The following is a 17936-nucleotide window of genomic DNA, read 5'->3' on the forward strand; positions in this document are numbered from 1 at the left end:
TTTGCTCCCTCTCCCCATGGGAGAGGGCCGGGGTGAGGGCACCAGCCCGCACTATTCAAACCAAATCAAACCAACCGGTTTTTCGCATCCGTAATCGCCTGCGCGACCTGCTTCGGCGACACGCCGCCTTTCGAGGCACGCTTATCCAGGCAGGATTGCAGCGCCAGAATCGGATAGACATCCTCCCCGATAGCCGCACTGAACTTCTGCAGGTCAGCAAGCGCCAGGTCTTCCAGCGGTTTACCCTGACGAATCGCCTCCACCACCGCTTCGCCCACAATATGGTGCGCTTCACGGAACGGTACACCCTTCGCGACCAGGTAATCCGCCAGCTCGGTGGAGTTGGCATACCCCTGCTGCGCCGCTTCCTGGCAGCGCGGACGTTTCACCTGAATGCCATCCAGCACCAGCGCACCCATATGCAGACAATCCAGCCAGGTGTCGAGCGCGTCGAACAGCCCTTCTTTGTCTTCCTGCATGTCTTTGTTATACGCCAGCGGCAGCCCTTTCAGGGTCATCATCATGCCGGTCAGCGCGCCCTGCACGCGGCCACATTTGCCGCGGATCAGCTCCAGCGCGTCCGGGTTTTTCTTCTGCGGCATCAGGGAAGAGCCTGAGGTCACGCGGTCGGACAGCTCCACAAAACCGGCTTCACCGGAGTTAAAGAAGATCAGGTCTTCGGCAAAGCGCGACAGATGCACCATCCCGATAGACGCATTGGAGAGCAGCTCCAGTACATGGTCACGGTCAGAGACGCTGTCCAGGCTGTTACGGGTGGCGGACGCAAAGCCCAGCCAGCCTGCGAGCTGTTCACGGTCGATTTCATACGCTGTACCAGCCAGCGCGCCGCTACCCAGTGGACTGACATCCAGACGTTTCAGGGTGTCCTGCAGACGGCTTTCGTCACGCGCCAGCATCTCAACATAGGCCAGACACCAGTGGGCAAAGGTCACCGGCTGCGCGCGCTGCAGGTGGGTATAGCCCGGCATCACGGCTTCCTGGTTGTTCTGCGCGGTCTCTACCAGCGCGCTCTGCAGCTGACGGTTAGCTGCCAGCAGCTCGCCAACGGTCTCTTTACACCACAGCTTCAGGTCGGTCGCAACCTGGTCGTTACGGCTCCGGCCGGTGTGTAGCTTTTTACCCAACTGACCGACTTTGTCGATAAGTTTGCCTTCCACCCAGCTGTGAATATCTTCGGCATCGCTCTGCAGGATTTGCTGCGGATCCAGACGCACCTCTTCCAGAAGGTTATTCAGCGCCTCTTCCAGTTGTAGCTGCTCCTCTGCGGTCAGCACGCCAACGGTCACCAGCGCTTTGGACCAGGCCACAGAGCCGACAATATCCTGTTCGGCCAGGCGGTAGTCGAAGCGCAAAGAGTCATTGAACTGTTTGAACCGCTGATCCGCTGCCTGTGTAAAACGCCCACCCCAAAGTGCCATAACATGCTTCCTTAATATCTTTGAATTTCATTGACCGGTGGCGCTGCGCTTACCGGGCCTACAAAACATTAAATCGATTACGCTAAAATACGCGTGCCAATCGGCGTGCCGTTAAACAGCGCTGGCAGTTGTTCCGCGTGACGCCAGGAGGCGATATCCACCGGGCGACCCAGCGTGCGAGCGGCATCCAGCGCGGCGTTCACTTTGACGATCATGCCGTCAGTAATGATGCCCTGCGCGATCAGCTGTTCGGCTTTGGCCGCGGTCATTTCCGCGATGCGCTGGCCTTTGCCGTCCAGAATGCCGCTCACGTCGGAAAGCAGGATCAGGTCTGCGCCCAGCGTAGCCGCCAGAGCCGTTGCCGCCTGATCCGCGTTAACGTTCATTAGCTCGCCCTCTTCGGTCACGCCGATAGAGCTCACCACTGGCAGGAAACCACCTTCCAGCAGCGTGTTAATCAGCTTAGGCGAACCCGGCTGCGCCAGTCCAACGTGGCCCAGTTCTTCATCGAGCTGGGTCACTTTTACGCTGTCGCCATCCCCCAGACAGAGACCAACGGAGGCGATATGATGTTTCTTCGCCCATGCCAGCAGCGTTTTGTTCGCCGTTCCCGCCAGCGCACCGGTAATGATGTCAATCTGGTCAGCGGGCGTGACGCGCAGGCCGTTTTTCTTTTTCACTGGCAGGTTGAGCCCTTTCATCAGCTCATCTACCACGCAGCCGCCGCCGTGCACAATCACCAGCGGACGTTGGTGTGATTCACGATAGTTCACCAGCGCGGTAAACAGACGCTCCAGCGCTTCTTCGCTGTCCAGCAGTACACCACCGAGTTTGATAATTAATGGGTTCATCATCACACCTTAAATAAGAGCCTGCGTTTCAGGGAAGCCGAAACGAATATTTGCACACTGCATTGCCTGTGCGGCAGCGCCTTTGAGTAAGTTATCTTCTGCAGCGACCACAATCAGGTGCTCGCCCTGTACGGCAAAGCCGATGTCGCAGAACGGCAGCCCGACCACGTTTTTCAGCGCCGGCACGCCTTTGTCATACAGACGCACCAGCGGTTTATCCGCATACGCCTGCGTGAAGACCTCGCTCACCTGCTCTTTGGTCACGCCCGGTTTCAGGCGGCAGGTGATGGTTTCAAGGATCCCGCGCGGGAAGCTGCCCAGATGCGGCGTGAAAATGACGTCCGTACCCAGATGCGTCGTGATTTCAGGGTGATGGCGGTGATTAAACACGCCATACGGCTGAAGGCTCACTTCGCAGAAGCTATTAGAGATCGCCGCTTTGCGCCCTGCTCCGCTCACGCCGCTGGTGGCGTTGATCACCGGCCACTGGTTCAGATCCAGCAGACCTGCGTCGATCAGCGGTTTCAGGGAAAGTTGCGCCGCCGTCGGGTAGCAGCCCGGCACGGCAATCAGATCCGCTTCTTTGAGTTTGTCTGTGCTCCACTCCGCCAGGCCGTAAACCGCTTTTTCAAGCAGATCGGGGTGCTGATGGGTGAAACCGTAATATTTTTCGTAGAACGCGCCGTCGTTAACGCGGAACGCGCCGGAGAGATCGAACACCACGCAGCCGGCTGCCAGGAACTGCGGTGCCAGGTCATGACTGACTTCGTGCGCAGTGGCTAAAAACACCACGTCAACGCCGTCGGTGAACTCACTGATGTCAGACATCGGCTGCAGCGGCAGATCGACAATGCCCTTAAGCCACGGATGCAAATCGGAAATTAACTTTCCTGCATCATTGCTTTGCGCTGACACGGTCAAAGCGGTTATGGTCATATGTGGATGGCGATTCACGTAGCTTACAAGCTCTGCGCCCGCATAACCGCTAGCGCCTACAATCAGCGTATTCAACATCGGGTTCCTTTATGCTCAACGTTAATGTATTTTTATTCACATTTATTGCATGAATATTGATACTATCACGACCTAAGGTGTGTCAACAATGAAAATGAACTTACCGCCATTTATCGAGATCTACCGCGCCCTGATTGCCACACCGTCCATCAGTGCAACGGAAGAAGCGCTGGATCAAAGCAATGAGTCTTTAATCAATCTGCTGGCGGGTTGGTTTAGCGATCTTGGGTTTAACGTTGAGGTACAGCCCGTCCCCGGAACCCGTCATAAATTTAACCTGCTGGCCAGCACCGGAACCGGTGCGGGCGGCCTGCTGCTTGCCGGTCATACCGACACCGTGCCGTTTGACGATGGCCGCTGGACCCGCGATCCGTTCACCCTGACCGAGCACGACAACAAACTCTATGGTCTCGGCACCGCCGACATGAAAGGCTTCTTCGCCTTTATCCTCGACGCGCTGCGTGACGTGGACGTGACAAAACTGAAAAAGCCGCTCTACATTCTGGCGACCGCCGACGAAGAGACCAGCATGGCGGGCGCGCGCTACTTCTCTGAAAACACGTCGATTCGCCCGGATTGCGCCATTATCGGCGAGCCGACGTCACTGCAACCGATTCGCGCGCACAAAGGCCATATCTCGACGGCCGTGCGCGTGCTGGGCCAGTCCGGTCATTCCAGCGATCCGGCGCGCGGCGTAAATGCGATTGAGCTGATGCATGACGCCATCGGCCGCATCATGACCCTGCGCGACTCGCTGAAAGAACGTTATCACTATGACGCATTCACCGTGCCGTATCCGACCCTAAACCTCGGCAGCCTGCACGGCGGCGATGCCTCCAACCGTATCTGCGCCTGCTGCGAATTGCATATGGATATCCGCCCGCTGCCGGGTATGACGCTGAGCGATCTCGACGGCTTGCTGAATGAAGCACTGGCCCCGGTGAGCGAGCGCTGGCCGGGCCGCCTGACGGTCTCCGAACTGCATCCGCCGATCCCGGGTTATGAGTGCCCTCCGGATCACCAGCTGGTTGAAGTGGTGGAAAAACTGCTTGGTGAAAAAACCGACGTGGTGAACTACTGCACCGAAGCGCCGTTCATTCAGACGCTGTGTCCGACGCTGGTCCTTGGCCCTGGCTCCATTAACCAGGCGCACCAGCCGGATGAGTATCTGGAAACCCGCTTCATCAAGCACACTCGCGAGTTGATTACCCAGGTTGTGCACCACTTCTGCTGGCATTAAAACCGCACCGACTCTAACCCTCTCCCGGTGGGAGAGGGTTAGAGTGAGGGCAACAAATCGCATGATCTCCGTCACATTCCCATAAGCATCTCTTATCTGACGCAATGCGAATTAAATTTCGTAAATTGCCCGCATTTATTCGTTTGCTGAACCGTTTTCGCAGCAATTGACGACGGGGGTTTTACGTGGCTTTATAAAGGGAGATGACAAAATATTGTCCAGCAGATTTTCGCATGGGCATAAACAAAAATGATGGGGTGACTGGGTTTTTATGAACGAACAATATTCCGCGTTGCGTAGTAATGTCAGTATGCTCGGCAAAGTGCTTGGAGATACCATCAAAGATGCGTTGGGGGAAAACATCCTCGAACGTGTTGAAACCATCCGCAAGCTGTCTAAATCTTCCCGTGCCGGTAACGAGGCCAGCCGTCAGGAACTGCTCACCACCTTGCAGAACCTCTCCAACGATGAGCTGCTGCCCGTTGCCCGTGCCTTCAGCCAGTTCCTGAACCTGGCCAACACCGCTGAGCAATACCACAGCATTTCGCCTAATGGCGAAGCTGCCAGCAACCCGGAAGTGATTGCCCGTACGCTGCGTAAACTGAAAGACCAGCCCGATCTCACCGAAGCCACCATCAAAAAAGCGGTGGAGTCTCTCTCGCTGGAGCTGGTTCTGACCGCTCACCCAACCGAGATCACCCGTCGTACCCTGATCCACAAAATGGTGGAAGTGAACAACTGCCTCAAGCAGCTGGATAACAAAGACATCGCCGACTATGAACGCAACCAGCTGATGCGCCGTCTGCGCCAGCTGATTGCTCAGTCCTGGCATACCGACGAAATTCGTAAGCAACGCCCCAGCCCGGTCGACGAAGCCAAATGGGGCTTTGCGGTGGTGGAAAACAGCCTGTGGGAAGGGGTGCCGAACTACCTGCGCGAGCTGAACGAACAGCTGGAAGAGAACCTCGGCTACCGCCTGCCGGTCGACTTTGTGCCGGTACGCTTCACCTCCTGGATGGGCGGTGACCGCGACGGCAACCCGAACGTCACTGCGGAAATCACCCGTCACGTTCTGTTGCTGAGCCGCTGGAAAGCGACCGATTTGTTCCTGAAAGATATTCAGGTGCTGATTTCCGAACTGTCGATGGTCGAAGCGACGCCGGAACTGCGCGCGCTGGCCGGTGAAGAAGGCGCCAGCGAGCCGTACCGTTTCCTGATGAAAAAACTGCGCGGTCAGCTGATGGCGACTCAGGCCTGGCTGGAAGCGCGCCTGAAAGGCCAGCGTCTGCCGAAGCCGGAAGGCCTGCTCAGCCAGAACGAACAGCTCTGGGAACCGCTGTACGCCTGTTATAAATCACTCCAGGCCTGCGGGATGGGCATCATCGCTAACGGCGAACTGCTCGACACCCTGCGCCGCGTGAAATGTTTCGGCGTGCCGCTGGTGCGTATCGACGTACGTCAGGAAAGTACCCGCCATACCGAAGCGCTGGGTGAACTGACCCGCTATCTCGGCATCGGCGACTATGAAAGCTGGTCCGAAGCCGACAAACAGGCATTCCTGATCCGCGAACTGAACTCCAAGCGCCCTCTGTTGCCGCGCAACTGGGAGCCAAGCAACGAAACCCGCGAGGTGCTCAACACCTGTAAAGCGATCGTGGACGCACCGAAAGGATCGGTGGCCGCCTATGTGATCTCCATGGCGAAGACCCCGTCCGACGTGCTGGCCGTTCATCTGCTTCTGAAAGAAGCGGGCATCGACTATGCCCTGCCGGTGGCGCCGCTGTTTGAAACCCTCGATGACCTGAACAACGCCAACGACGTGATGACCCAGTTGCTGAACATCGACTGGTATCGCGGCTTTATTCAGGGCAAGCAGATGGTGATGATTGGCTATTCCGACTCCGCCAAAGATGCGGGCGTGATGGCGGCATCCTGGGCGCAGTATCAGGCGCAGGATGCACTGATCAAAACCTGCGAGAAAGCCGGTATTGAGCTGACGCTGTTCCACGGACGCGGTGGCTCAATCGGCCGCGGCGGCGCGCCTGCACACGCGGCACTGCTGTCGCAGCCGCCGGGCAGCCTGAAAGGCGGCCTGCGCGTGACCGAGCAAGGTGAGATGATCCGCTTCAAATACGGCCTGCCGGAAGTGACCATCAGCAGTCTGTCGCTTTATACCAGCGCCATTCTGGAAGCAAACCTGCTGCCACCGCCGGAGCCGAAAGCGTCCTGGTGCCATATCATGGACGAACTGTCGGCGATCTCCTGCGATCTGTACCGTGGCTACGTGCGTGAAAACAAAGATTTTGTGCCTTACTTCCGCTCGGCAACACCTGAGCAGGAACTGGGTAAACTGCCGCTGGGCTCGCGTCCGGCGAAGCGTCGCCCGACCGGCGGCGTAGAGTCACTGCGCGCAATTCCATGGATTTTCGCCTGGACGCAGAACCGTTTGATGCTGCCTGCCTGGCTGGGTGCCGGTGCCGCGCTGCAGAAAGTGGTGGAAGACGGTAAACAGAACGAACTGGAAACCATGTGCCGCGACTGGCCATTCTTCTCTACCCGTCTGGGTATGCTGGAGATGGTCTTCTCGAAAGCTGACCTGTGGCTGGCGGAATACTACGATCAGCGTCTTGTTAAGCCTGAGTTGTGGGCGCTGGGTAAAGAGCTGCGCGAACTGCTGGAAGGCGACATCAAAGTGGTGCTGGATATCGCCAACGACTCACACCTGATGGCGGACCTGCCGTGGATCGCCGAGTCTATCCAGCTGCGTAACATCTACACCGACCCGCTGAACGTCCTGCAGGCAGAGCTGCTGCACCGTTCTCGTCTGGCGGAAGAAGAAGGCAAGGAGCCGGATCCTCGCGTTGAGCAGGCGCTGATGGTGACGATTGCGGGCGTTGCGGCGGGTATGCGTAACACGGGCTAATCGGCTATGCCGGGGGGTGCTTGCGCCCACCCGGCAATACCCCGGTATCCAAAACATGTTCCACGATATTACGCACATCCTCACGGCTCTGATTAAAGGCGCATTCCCCCTGGATCTAGTGCATTTTGTCACGCCTGCCGAGAATAACCGCACATCACCTTGTCTCTCAGTTATCCTGGAAATCCGCTGCGAAGCCTTCTTTTCCGCATCCGGGAACGTCCCGCTGCATTCTTCAAACTCGCTCAGAATAAGCTTCGGCAAACAGCAGCTGACGCTTCAGCTCTACCGGGGTAACGCTCTTATACAACAGCAGCAGATTGCCAGAAGAGGGCCCCGGACGGGCGCGTTTCTCCTGCAAACGCTCAATGAGCTGCAGATGCAGCCAACTGAGCAGGACACGGCCAGGCTGGTGATATTAAGTCTGCTCAGCCACTGCCGCGATCTGCTTGGCAGTGATATCCACACTGATAGCCGCAGTCGCGCATTATTCGAAGCCGTTCGTCGCTTTATTGACGAAAAGCATGCCTCGGCGCTGACCCGGGATTCCGTTGCCGGGGAATTTTATATTTCCCCTAACTATCTCTCTCACCTTTTTCAGAAGACCGGGAACGTCGGGTTCAATGAATACCTGACGCAGACCCGTCTGGAACACGCGCGCCAGCTGCTGAAAGGCTATGACCTCAAAATTAAAGATATCGCCGCACGCTGCGGATTTACCGACAGCAACTACTTTTGCCGTCTCTTTCGTAAGCACACCGAGCGCTCCCCTTCCGAATATCGTCGTCAGTATCACAGCCAGCTGATCGCCAAAAAATAGCATTGTGATCGTTCTCTCACTTCACTAAGGACATTACATTTGTCCAGTATTTGGCAAAATTGACCTGTATCCGCCGTACTCTGCCGCGCCTTATCCTTTATTCAACCTTTCTGACTTAAGGAAAAATAATGGAACTGTACCTGGACACCGCCAACGTGGCGGAAGTTGAGCGTCTGGCGCGGGTATTCCCGATCGCGGGTGTGACCACTAACCCGAGCATTATTGCCGCCAGCCGGGAGTCCATCTGGAGCGTGCTGCCGCGCCTGCAAAAAGCCATCGGTCCCCGGGGCACTCTGTTTGCCCAGACCATGAGCCGTGACGCCGGGGGAATGGTGGCGGAAGCCAAACGTCTCAGTAATGCCCTGCCGGATATCGTGGTGAAAATTCCGGTAACGGCAGAAGGACTTGTAGCGATTAAGGCATTGAAAAACGAGGGGATCACTACACTCGGGACGGCCGTATACAGCGCCGCACAGGGTCTGCTGGCTGCACTGGCGGGCGCGTCGTATGTCGCACCGTATGTGAACCGCGTCGACGCCCAGGGCAGTGATGGTATCCGCATGGTCCAGGAGCTGCAGTCTCTTCTGGAAATGCATGCCCCTGAGAGCAAGGTGCTGGCCGCCAGCTTCAAAACGCCACGTCAGGCGCTGGACTGCCTGCTGGCCGGATGCGAGGCAATCACGCTTCCTTTAGATGTAGCGCAACAAATGCTCGGCACGCCGGCGGTAGAGTCAGCCATAGAGAAGTTCGAGCAGGACTGGAAAAACGCGTTTGGTAACCTCAACCTCTAAGGGAGAAATGTTATGGACCGTATCATTCAATCGCCCGGAAAATATATCCAGGGCGCTGATGTGCTTACCCGTCTCGGCGACTACCTGAAACCGCTGGCAACGCGTTGGCTGGTTGTCGGCGATAAATTTGTGCTGGGTTTTGCTGAAGAAACCTTGCGCCAGAGCTTTAAAAACGCAGAGCTGCATGCAGAAATCGCACCGTTTGGTGGCGAATGTTCACAAAATGAAATCGATCGTCTGAAAAAACTGGCCGATAGCGCCGACTGTCTGGCCGTGCTGGGTATCGGCGGCGGGAAGACGCTTGACACCGCCAAAGCGCTGGCACACTTTATGGACGTGCCGGTTGCGATTGCCCCGACCATTGCCTCCACCGATGCACCGTGCAGCGCACTTTCCGTAATCTATACCGACAGCGGCGAGTTCGATCGCTACCTGATGCTGCCGCACAACCCGAACATGGTGATTGTGGATACCAAAGTCGTCGCGGGTGCGCCGGCTCGTCTGCTTGCCGCGGGGATTGGCGATGCGCTTGCGACCTGGTTTGAAGCGCGCGCCTGCTCGCGTAGCGGTGCCACGACGATGGCGGGCGGTAAATGCACGCAGGCGGCACTCGCGCTGGCGGAGCTGTGTTTCAACACGCTGCTTGAAGAGGGTGAGAAAGCCATGCTGGCGGCGGAACAGCATGTCGTAACGCCTGCGCTGGAGCGCATTATCGAAGCCAACACCTATCTCAGCGGCGTAGGTTTTGAAAGCGGTGGACTGGCTGCGGCACATGCGATTCACAACGGTATGACGGCGGTGCCGGATGCGCATCACTTCTATCACGGTGAAAAAGTAGCGTTTGGTACGCTGACGCAGCTGGTGCTCGAAAATGCGCCGGTAGAAGAAATAGAGACCGTCGCGGCGCTTTGCCACAGCGTGGGACTGCCGATCACGCTGGCGCAGCTGAATATTAAAGAGGATATTCCGGCCAAAATGCGGCTGATCGCAGAAGCGTCCTGTGCAGAAGGGGAAACTATTCACAACATGCCGGGCGGAGTAACGCCAGATCAGGTGTATGCGGCGCTGCTGGTGGCTGACCAGTATGGACAGCTGTTCCTGCAGGAGTGGGAGTAATAAAAAAGCCGGGTGGCGCTAACGCTTACCCGGCCTACGAATGACACGCTTTTGTAAGCCGGGTAAGGCGTAGCCGCCACCCGGCACACTGGTTACTTCACGTCAAACCGATCCAAATCCATCACTCTCGCCCAGGCGGCAACAAAATCACGCACAAACTTCTCGTGTGCATCGCTGCTGGCGTAGACTTCAGCCAGCGCGCGCAGGACGGCGTTTGAACCAAACACCAGGTCCGCGCGGGTCGCGGTGTATTTCACTTCGCCACTGGCGCGATCGCTACCGGCAAACAGCTCGTTTGAGTCGTCGGTCGCCTTCCACTGGGTATTCATATCCAGCAGGTTCACGAAGAAGTCATTGCTCAGCACGCCCTCACGGTCGGTGAACACGCCATTCTTGCTGCCATCGAAGTTTGCCCCGAGTACGCGCAGACCGCCGACCAAAACCGTCAGTTCGGGTGCGGTCAGCGTCAGCTGCTGCGCTTTGTCGATCAGCAGTGATTCGGTGGTTGACGTATCCACCTGCGCACGGTAGTTGCGGAAGCCATCGGCAATCGGCTCGAGCAGGTTAAACATCTCGATATCCGTCTGGTCCTGGCGCGCATCCACGCGGCCCGGCGTGAACGGTACAGTAACGTAAACGCCCGCCGCTTTTGCCGCCTGCTCAACGCCTACCACGCCCGCCAGCACGATGATATCGGCCAGGGAGGCTTTATTGGTGGTGCGCTGGATGGCTTCCAGAGCCGGTAATGCACGTACGGCAGCGGCGTTAACATCCCAGTCGCGCTGAGGCGCCAGCGCCAGACGCGCACCGTTGGCGCCGCCACGCTTGTCGCCACCGCGGAAGGTCGATGCAGACGCCCAGGCAACGGAAACCAGCTCACTCACGGAGAGACCCGAGGCAATGATTTCCGCTTTCAGGCTTTCAATGTCTTCTTTCGAAGGATTGAACACCGGCTGAGGCAGCGGATCCTGCCAGATCAGATCTTCTTTCGGCACTTCCGGACCAATGTACCGCGCTTTTGGCCCCATATCGCGGTGAGTCAGTTTGAACCACGCGCGCGCAAAGGCTTCGTTGAAAGCCTGCGGATCGTTCAGGAAGCGGCGAGAAATTTTCTCGAATTCCGGATCAAAACGCAGCGTCAGGTCGGTGACCAGCATCGTTGGTTTGCGTTTTTTCGACGGGTCGAATGGGTCCGGCATAATTTCTGGCGCATCCACGGCTTCAAACTGAATGGCACCTGCCGGGCTGCGGGTCTGGACCCACTCATATTTGAACAGGTTCTCGAAGAAGTAGTTGCTCCACTGGGTCGGAGTTTGTGACCAGATAACTTCCAGACCGGACGTAATGGCATCTGCACCAACGCCTGTACCGTGCGTACTCGCCCAGCCCAGGCCCTGCGCTTCAATCGGTGAGGCTTCAGGGTCGGTGCCCACATGTGTGGCTTCACCTGCGCCATGGGTTTTACCGAGGGTATGACCACCGGCGATCAGCGCCACGGTCTCTTCGTCGTTCATGCCCATATTGCCAAAGGTCGCGCGGATGGCTGCCGCCGCGGACAGTGGTTCACCGCTGGCGTTTGGCCCTTCCGGGTTAACGTAGATCAGGCCCATTTCGGTTGCGGCCAGAGGACGCTTCGCCAGCGCTTCCGGGTCACGGTGGGTCAGCCAGGCTTTTTCATCGCCCCAGTTCACGTCCAGATCCGGTTCCCAGACGTCTTCACGACCGGCACCGAAACCAAAGGTGCGGAAACCGGAGTTTTCCAGCGCCACGTTCCCCGCCAGGATGAACAGGTCAGCCCAGGAAATTTTTTGCCCATATTTTTGCTTGATCGGCCACAGCAGACGACGCGCTTTATCCAGACTGACGTTATCGGGCCAGGAGTTCAGCGGTGCAAAACGCTGTTGACCGCGTCCTGCCCCGCCGCGTCCATCAACGGAGCGATAAGTACCCGCGCCGTGCCACGCCATGCGAATAAACAGGCCAGCATAGCTGCCCCAGTCAGCAGGCCACCACGGCTGAGAGTCGGTTAAAAGCGCTTTGAGATCGCCTTTGAGGGCAGAGTAGTCGAGTTTGCTAAATTCTTTGCGGTAGTCGAAGTCTTCACCCAGCGGGTTAGAACGGTTGGAATGTTGGTTAAGAAGGTCAATGCGGAGTTGCTTTGGCCACCAGTCACGGCTGCTTGTACCTGCTCCCGCGCTGTGATCGGCGCCGCCGTGATGGAACGGGCATTTGCCGGCTGATGCTGCGTTATTGGTCTCGTCTGACGTGCTCATCGCTATGCTCCCTTGTACAGTGTTACCGTTACGATATACACCACTAGCAATAAGATATAGTTGAAATAATCCACAGATTCGATAGTTAATACCTTTTAACTATCTGTTTGATTAAAAAGCCCTCATTTTATAAGGGCTTTCTATTTTTTTATGCCGGACGAACGCCCAGGGTGTGACAGATGGCATAGCTCATTTCCGCGCGGTTGAGCGTGTAGAAGTGGAAATCCTTCACCCCTTCGCGGCTTAAGATCTTCACCATGTCCATCGCGATGTTAGCGCCCACCAGCTTGCGGGTCTCCGGGTCATCGTCCAGCCCTTCATACATTTTGGACATCCACAGCGGAATGCGCACGTTGGTCATATCAGCAAATTTCTTCGCCTGTTTGAAGTTAGAGACCGGCAGGATCCCCGGGATAATTTCAACGTCGATGCCCGCGGACACACAGCGGTCACGGAAACGCAGGTAGCTTTCCACATCAAAGAAGAACTGCGTAATCGCGCGATTGGCACCCGCATCCACTTTACGCTTCAGGTTGAGCAGGTCCGCCTGGGCGCTTTTCGCTTCCGGATGAACTTCAGGATACGCGGCGACGGAGATATCAAAGTCGGCCACGTCTTTCAGCAACGCGACCAGGTCGGCGGCATACATTTCCGGCTTACCGCTTCCCGGCGGCAGATCGCCGCGCAGGGCGACAATATGACGGATACCGTTGTTCCAGTAGTCCTGGGCAATGGCACGTAACTCGTCACGGGTGGCGTCGATACAGGTGAGGTGCGGCGCAGCTTCCAGACCGGTACGGTCTTTAATGCCTTTGATGATGCTGTGCGTGCGGTCGCGCTCGCCGGAGTTCGCACCGTAGGTCACGGAGACAAACTTTGGCTTCAGGCTGCTCAGGCGATCGATAGAGCTCCACAGGGTTTGCTCCATTTCACTGGTGCGCGGCGGGAAAAATTCAAAAGAGACGTTAATCTGGCCGTTTACTTCGGCCAGGCTCTGATTCAGTGCTTCCCGCTGGTTGGCGTGAAAAAAGCTCATACCTTACCTCTATCTGTCGCGTGTCATTGTTTGTTGTATTGTGAACTTCTATACGTTTAGACGTCCAGATGTAAAAATGACGGAAAAGCGGAGGGACGTCAACATAAATAATCAACAATAACGGTGAGGTTTGCTCAGGGAAGATGAAGGAAATTCATGATGGGGTGAGCGCGGTCCGATGCCCTCACCCTGGCCCTCTCCCACAGGGAGAGGGAAATGTAGACGTTACAGCAGCTTAGCCAGACGGTTGATGTCGGACTGGATCGCTCCGGCGGTGACATCGCGCCCCGCGCCCGGGCCACGGATCACCAGCGGATTATCGCGGTACCAGCGGCTTTCGATCGCGAAGACATTATCGCACGGCAGCAGCGCCGCCAGCGGATGGTCAGGTCGCACCGCCTCGACGCCGACACGGGCTTTACCGTTGGCCTCAAAACGCGCCACATAGCGCAGCACCAGTCCCATCTCGTTCGCCGCTTCCAGACGCTGCACCATCTGCTCGTTAAGCTCTTCACCATTTTCAAAGAAATGGTCCACAGACCCTTCTTCACAGCCAGCAGGCACCAGGGACTCGACGCGGACGGCATCCGGCTCGATGTCGTAACCCGCTTCGCGCGCCAGAATCACCAGCTTACGCATCACGTCTTTACCGGAGAGGTCGACACGCGGGTCAGGCTCGGTTAAGCCCTGCTGCCACGCCTGATCCACCAGGTCGGTAAACGGTACGGTGCCGTCAAACTGCAGGAACAGCCAGGAGAGCGTGCCGGAGAAGATCCCGCTCAGCGCCAGAATGCTGTCGCCGCTTTCAATCAGGTCACGCACGGTGTGGTTAACCGGCAGGCCAGCCCCAACGGTGGCGTTATACAGCCAGTGGCGTCCTGTTTTTTCAAACGCGTCGTGGATCTGACGGTATTTATCCGTGCTGCTCGCCCCCGCCAGCTTGTTGGCACTGATAACGTGGAAACCGTGGCTGGCGAAATCCAGATACTGATCGGCAAGCTGTTCGCTGGCGGTGACGTCCAGCACCACCAGATCGTCATACGGGTGCGCGCGCATCCACAGGAACAGCGACTCTTCATCCTGCTCGACGGCCTCATCGTTAAAGAAGGCCAGCGCCCGGCTGGCGTCCAGCCCTTCGTAATTCAGCAGGCTGCGGCGGCTGTCCACCACGCCTGCGAGAATGAATTCAAACCCGGTACGTGCCGAAAGCGTCACCTGCTCACGGGCGAACAGCTCCAGCCAGCGGGAACCGATGTTGCCTTTACCAAACAGCACCAGGCCGATGCGTTTTTCCGCGCGGAACAGGGAGGTGTGCAGACCCTGAATCAGGCTTTCGGTTGGCCCTTTACGCAGCACGGCTACCAGGCTGATGCCCTCTTCTGACTGCCAGGTAAATTCAACCGGCTGGCCTTTCAGCTGCTGCCAGAAGCGGTGGCAATGCAGCGGGTTACGGGTGACGCCCGCCCCCACCATCGCCACCAGCGCCAGCCCCTGACGCAGGCGAAGCTCGCCCGGCAGGCCCGCTTCATCCAGAATCTTCAGGGCGCTGTCCGCCACTTCAGCGGTATAGCAGAACTGCAGCAGCTGGCGGTCGTTATGCACGCCAACGGCCAGCGGACGCACCTGGGCACGCTTTAACACCAGGTCGATATCTTTATGCGCCAGCTTGAAATCCTGACCCGCGGGCACCTGGAACTCAATCAGGCAGATGTCATCATGACTGGTGACAATACGCGCCCCGGTACCGGACGCCAGCACGCGCTCGATACGCGTAGAGCCTTGATCCGGGGTATAGCTACAGCGCAGCTGCAGGTCTATATCGCTGCCGGACACCGGCTGCAGCGTGCGCGCGTGCAGTACCGGCGCGGCCAGACGCGCCAGCTCGCTGGCTTCGTCCAGACGCAGCAGCGGCAGCAAACAGGCATCTTTCACTTTACGCGGGTCCGCGCTGTAAACGCCGGCCACGTCGCTCCAGATGGTCACGCGGGACACGCCCGCCAGCGCACCGATTTGGGTTGCCGAATAGTCAGAACCGTTACGGCCCAGCAGCACGGTTTCGCCCGCGTTGCTGCGGCTGATAAAGCCGGTGACAACAATACGTTTGCCGGGATGCTGCACCAGGAGCTGTTGCAGCAGCGGATAGGATAACCCTTCATCCACCTGCGGCTGTGCGGCGCGTTCGGCGCGGAGGAAATCACGGGCGTCGAGCCAGGCGGCATCCACACCCAGATGTTGCAGCACGGCAGCCATCAGACGTGCAGACCACACTTCACCGTGGCCCACCACTTCGGCATACACCGCGTCGGTGATCCCGCTGTCCAGCAGGGCCGCCAGACGTTCAAGATCGTGCGTAAAAGCGCTGATCAGCCCGTCGGCAACGTCCGCTGGCAGCAGGCCAGCAATCAGTTCGCTCTGATAGCGGCGTAAGGACTGTTGCACCTGATGCGCAGAAAGGCGATCGGTCTGGCTCAGTTTCAGCCAGCTAATCAACTGGTTGGTGGTGCTGCCCGCCGCGGAGACAACCATCATGTCACCCGGCTGTGAATACTCCGTCATGATCCCTGCAACGCGCAGATAACATTTCACATCAGCAAGACTACTACCACCAAACTTGTGCAGCTGACGACCCTTCGCCCCTGCCTGCGCTATCACACTCATGATTACCCCTTGGCTGCGACCCGGAAGCCATTTTCCAGATCGGCAATTAAATCTTCAGAATCTTCAATACCGGTCGAGATACGCAGCAGCGTCTCGGAAATCCCGGCGGCGGCACGTGCTTCCGGTGCCATACCGGCGTGCGTCATGGTTGCGGCGTGGGAGATCAAGCTTTCAACCCCACCTAATGATTCCGCCAGCGTAAACAATGACAGCCCGCTCAGGAAGCGACGCAGCGTTTGCTCGTCGCCGTCCAGTTCAAAACTTAACATCGCGCCAAACCCTTTCTGCTGGCGCGCGGCAATCTCGTGCCCCTGGTTTTCCGGCAGCGACGGGTGATAAAGCTTCTTCACCAGCGGCTGGGTTTTCAGGAAATCGACAATGGCCTGGGCATTGCGCTGCGCCACTTCCATACGCGGAGAAAGCGTACGGATGCCGCGCAACAGCAGGTAGCTGTCGAACGCCCCGGCGGTGACGCCAATGTTATTGGCCCACCATGCCAGTTCCGTGACAACGTCGGGATCTTTTGCAATCACCACGCCCGCTACCACGTCAGAGTGGCCGTTCAGATATTTAGTGCATGAATGCAATACCAGATCAGCACCCAGTGCGAGTGGGTTCTGAAGGGCCGGACTGAGGAACGTATTATCCACTACACTTATCGCTCCCGCATCCCTTGCGAGCTGACAAATTTTCGCAATATCGACAACGCGCAACAATGGGTTGCTTGGACTTTCCACCAGAACGAGCTTTGGTTTCTCTGCCAGCGCCTGTTTCAGCGCCTGTTCGTCGTTTTGATCGACAAACAGCACGCGATAGCAGCCGCGTTTTGCGAGGCTGTCAAACAGGCGATAGCTGCCGCCATAGCAGTCGTGCGGGGCGACCAGCAGGTCTCCCGGCTTCAGAAATACCGTCGTCACCAGGTGAATCGCAGACATCCCGGTGTTGGTCAATACGGCCCCTGCGCCCCCTTCCAGCTCGGCCAGCGCACGCTGGGTCACATCACGCGTAGGGTTGCCACGACGCGAGTAGTCGTGCGCGCGGGGTTCATTAAATCCGGTGAAATTGTAGGTACTGGAAAGATGAATCGGCGGGACAACGCAGCCGTACTGCTCGTCATCATTTAATCCGCTACGCACTGCAATAGTGGCCTGTTTACGCGTCATGGTGAGGGCTTCCTGGCGAATGAGGTGAAAAGTCAGGCACCAGAGTAAACATTCAAATTATGGACGTCAATACATCTGGACATCTAAACTTCTTTGCGTATAGATTGAGCAATGCGCAAATAGCCGTTAAAATTATATGCTTTAGTGCACGCTGCAGCGGCAATATCCGTGCCACGGTATCGTCTCTACGGTAAACTACGCAAGATTACGGTTCAAAACGGGCAGTGACCGGTTTGCACCTTTAGATTAATGACTGAGAGGATTAAAGGTATCTCATGGCTGAATGGAGCGGCGAATATATCAGCCCATACGCTGAGCACGGTAAGAAGAGTGAGCAAGTAAAGAAAATTACGGTTTCCATTCCTCTGAAGGTGTTGAAGATCCTCACCGATGAACGTACGCGTCGTCAGGTGAACAACCTGCGTCACGCGACCAATAGCGAACTGCTGTGCGAAGCGTTCCTGCATGCGTTTACCGGTCAACCGTTGCCGAACGATGACGATCTGCGCAAAGAGCGTAGCGACGAAATCCCGGAAGAGGCGAAGGTGATCATGCGTGAACTGGGTATTGACCCGGATACGTGGGAATACTGAGAAGCGGATACAAAAAAGGCAC

The 17936-nt window shown here is 57.3% G+C and carries 13 protein-coding genes; 6 read left to right on the plus strand and 7 right to left on the minus strand.

Annotation, left to right across the window (positions count from 1 at the left end):
• Window positions 1–65: 65 nt before the first annotated feature.
• From argH to argC, 3 genes are all read right to left on the minus strand, one after another.
• Window positions 66–1439, minus strand: a complete 1374-nt coding sequence (gene argH / locus L3068_RS22585; RefSeq protein WP_117582066.1) for an argininosuccinate lyase — start codon at window positions 1437–1439, stop codon at window positions 66–68.
• 77 nt (window positions 1440–1516) lie between these two features.
• Window positions 1517–2293: an acetylglutamate kinase gene (gene argB, locus L3068_RS22590; RefSeq protein ID WP_086527814.1), complete on the minus strand. Its 777-nt coding sequence runs from the start codon at window positions 2291–2293 to the stop codon at window positions 1517–1519.
• Window positions 2294–2299: 6 nt separating this feature from the next.
• Window positions 2300–3304, minus strand: coding sequence for an N-acetyl-gamma-glutamyl-phosphate reductase (argC, locus tag L3068_RS22595; RefSeq protein WP_047625605.1), 1005 nt, complete (start codon window positions 3302–3304; stop codon window positions 2300–2302).
• 88 nt (window positions 3305–3392) lie between these two features.
• Here argC and argE point away from each other — a divergent pair, with 88 nt between their 5' ends.
• The 5 genes from argE (at window position 3393) to gldA (ending at window position 10191) form a co-directional block, all read left to right on the plus strand.
• On the plus strand, window positions 3393–4544 hold the full coding sequence (argE, locus tag L3068_RS22600) for an acetylornithine deacetylase (protein ID WP_117582068.1): 1152 nt from the start codon (window positions 3393–3395) through the stop codon (window positions 4542–4544).
• A 271-nt stretch (window positions 4545–4815) separates the two neighbouring features.
• Window positions 4816–7467 carry a phosphoenolpyruvate carboxylase gene (ppc, locus tag L3068_RS22605; RefSeq protein ID WP_014885691.1) on the plus strand — a complete coding sequence of 884 codons (2652 nt, stop codon included), beginning with the start codon at window positions 4816–4818 and terminating at the stop codon, window positions 7465–7467.
• A gap of 55 nt (window positions 7468–7522) precedes the next feature.
• Window positions 7523–8284, plus strand: coding sequence for an AraC family transcriptional regulator (locus tag L3068_RS22610; protein ID WP_117582070.1), 762 nt, complete (start codon window positions 7523–7525; stop codon window positions 8282–8284).
• 128 nt (window positions 8285–8412) lie between these two features.
• A complete protein-coding gene (gene fsa, locus L3068_RS22615; RefSeq protein ID WP_023331594.1) occupies window positions 8413–9075 on the plus strand; it encodes a fructose-6-phosphate aldolase in 663 nt (220 codons plus the stop codon).
• 12 nt (window positions 9076–9087) lie between these two features.
• A complete protein-coding gene (gene gldA / locus L3068_RS22620; RefSeq protein ID WP_214602881.1) occupies window positions 9088–10191 on the plus strand; it encodes a bifunctional L-1,2-propanediol dehydrogenase/glycerol dehydrogenase in 1104 nt (367 codons plus the stop codon).
• Between the two features lie 92 nt (window positions 10192–10283).
• On the opposite strand, the gene katG is transcribed toward gldA, so the two are convergent.
• The 4 genes from katG to metB form a co-directional block, all read right to left on the minus strand.
• Window positions 10284–12464 carry a catalase/peroxidase HPI gene (gene katG, locus L3068_RS22625; RefSeq protein ID WP_023331595.1) on the minus strand — a complete coding sequence of 727 codons (2181 nt, stop codon included), beginning with the start codon at window positions 12462–12464 and terminating at the stop codon, window positions 10284–10286.
• 148 nt (window positions 12465–12612) lie between these two features.
• Window positions 12613–13500: a methylenetetrahydrofolate reductase gene (gene metF / locus L3068_RS22630; RefSeq protein ID WP_023331596.1), complete on the minus strand. Its 888-nt coding sequence runs from the start codon at window positions 13498–13500 to the stop codon at window positions 12613–12615.
• 225 nt (window positions 13501–13725) lie between these two features.
• Window positions 13726–16158, minus strand: coding sequence for a bifunctional aspartate kinase/homoserine dehydrogenase II (locus L3068_RS22635; protein WP_023338878.1), 2433 nt, complete (start codon window positions 16156–16158; stop codon window positions 13726–13728).
• Window positions 16159–16160: 2 nt separating this feature from the next.
• Window positions 16161–17321, minus strand: a complete 1161-nt coding sequence (metB, locus tag L3068_RS22640) for a cystathionine gamma-synthase (RefSeq protein WP_014885697.1) — start codon at window positions 17319–17321, stop codon at window positions 16161–16163.
• Window positions 17322–17596: 275 nt separating this feature from the next.
• Here metB and metJ point away from each other — a divergent pair, with 275 nt between their 5' ends.
• Window positions 17597–17914 carry a met regulon transcriptional regulator MetJ gene (gene metJ / locus L3068_RS22645; protein WP_006179183.1) on the plus strand — a complete coding sequence of 106 codons (318 nt, stop codon included), beginning with the start codon at window positions 17597–17599 and terminating at the stop codon, window positions 17912–17914.
• Window positions 17915–17936: the final 22 nt, after the last annotated feature.

The sequence above is a fragment of the Enterobacter cloacae complex sp. ECL414 genome, assembly GCF_021869685.1.
Lineage (GTDB): Bacteria > Pseudomonadota > Gammaproteobacteria > Enterobacterales > Enterobacteriaceae > Enterobacter > Enterobacter kobei.